The sequence below is a fragment of the Burkholderia sp. Ac-20379 genome (assembly GCF_017104645.1).
Classification (GTDB): Bacteria; Pseudomonadota; Gammaproteobacteria; order Burkholderiales; family Burkholderiaceae; genus Burkholderia.
This window is the reverse complement of the sequence record NZ_JAAGPF010000787.1, coordinates 1-707: the sequence shown is the minus strand read 5'-3', so window position 1 is coordinate 707 and position 707 is coordinate 1. Positions and strand designations below refer to the sequence as shown.

The 707-nt window shown below is 71.9% G+C and carries 1 protein-coding gene; it reads right to left on the bottom strand.

The annotated features are described in order from the left end of the window. Positions 1–707 (bottom strand): FUSC family protein (locus G3N92_RS34630; RefSeq protein WP_206131952.1); only part of this gene is annotated, 707 nt, incomplete at both ends.

Genomic DNA, 707 nt, shown 5'->3' with positions numbered 1-707 from the left:
CAGGTCGGCGCGCGATTCGCGCTGCACGCGCCCGAGCGGCCCGCCGGCCGGCAGCCGCACCACCAGCACCATCCACAGCAGCGCCGAGCACAGGCCGATCGCCAGTGCGAGCACGCTGTTGAGCAAGGTCGCCAGATCGACGGCCGGGCCGTTGTTGCCGAGCCGCAGCAGCGCCATCGGCAGCACCGCGAACAGCACGTTGCCCGGATCGGGCACCACCAGGCCGAGCACGAACAGCGCGGGGAACAGCACCAGCGCCACCGTCATCATCGAGCTCGTGTGCGGCAGGATCGCCGTGACGTACACGAACACGATGCCGAGCGCGATCGCCACCACGCGCGAGATGCGCAGCAGCGTGGGCACCGGCGCGGGCGAGCGCGTGCTGACCACGAAGAACGTGGTGCTCAGCAGCATGCCGAGCGCCGCGTAGGCGGACACCCAGTCGAACAGGTTCCAGAACACCGCGAACGTGGCCATGTGCAGCACCGTGCCGAGCACGATGCGCAGCCGGTAGCCGAAATCGACGTGCGCCAGCACCAGCGGCGTGGCGTTGCGCCGGCGCGGCAGCGGCGAGCGGGCCGGATGGCGCGCCGACAGGTTGGCGCGCGCCGCGCCGATCAGGCACCACAGCGCGAAGATGCCGCGCAGGCAGCGGCCCTGAATGCGAAGGAGCAGCGCGTCCCAGTCGTCGGGGGCGACCGCGACGC